At 45.6% G+C, this 663-nt stretch carries 1 protein-coding gene; it reads right to left on the reverse strand.

The genetic code is table 11. The annotated features are described in order from the left end of the window. Positions 1 to 380 (reverse strand): aquaporin (locus tag ACTHUM_RS17095; RefSeq protein WP_440403567.1); only part of this gene is annotated, 380 nt, incomplete at its 3' end. Positions 381 to 663 lie beyond the last annotated feature (283 nt).

Raw genomic sequence — 663 nt, forward strand, 5'->3', positions numbered from 1 at the left:
CCGTTAGGAGAGTGTTCGCCGAAACCGTTGCTGGCAAAGCCGGAAGCAACAGCATCAAAACCGGTTTTACCGGAAGCAATCAGATACAGAACGCCCGCAGCGGCAATCGCACCGATCACTTGGGATACGATGTAAGGCAACAGGTCTTTACCGTTAAAACGGCCGCCGATGAAAAGGCCGACGGAAACGGCAGGGTTGAAGTGGCCGCCGGAAATGTGGCCAACGGCGTAAGCCATGGTCAGTACGGTCAAACCGAATGCTAAAGCGACACCGGCAAAGCCAATGCCAAGTTCAGGATAGGTTGCTGCCAAAACTGCGCTGCCGCAGCCGCCGAATACCAGCCAGAAAGTGCCGAAAAATTCTGCAAAATATTTTTTCATTTGTTTTTCCTCGTAAAGGGTGGGGTGTTGCCGAAGGCATGAATCATAATAATATTGCTTTTAATCGAAAAACGGATTTACCTGTTTTTTCCGGTCTTGACAAAAGGCCGTCTGAAAATGGTGACAAATGGATAGGGATATATCTTGCAGGTCGAATTTTGTTTATTGAGGCTGGGTTTATTTAATAACGAAGCAAATGCCGTTAATGCAAAAGCATTTGGTTTCGTAGGTAATATTATTTACAGATTATTAATTTGATCGGAATCTTTGAACTGATTATCTG

This window comes from Neisseria sp. P0021.S006 (genome assembly GCF_051956895.1).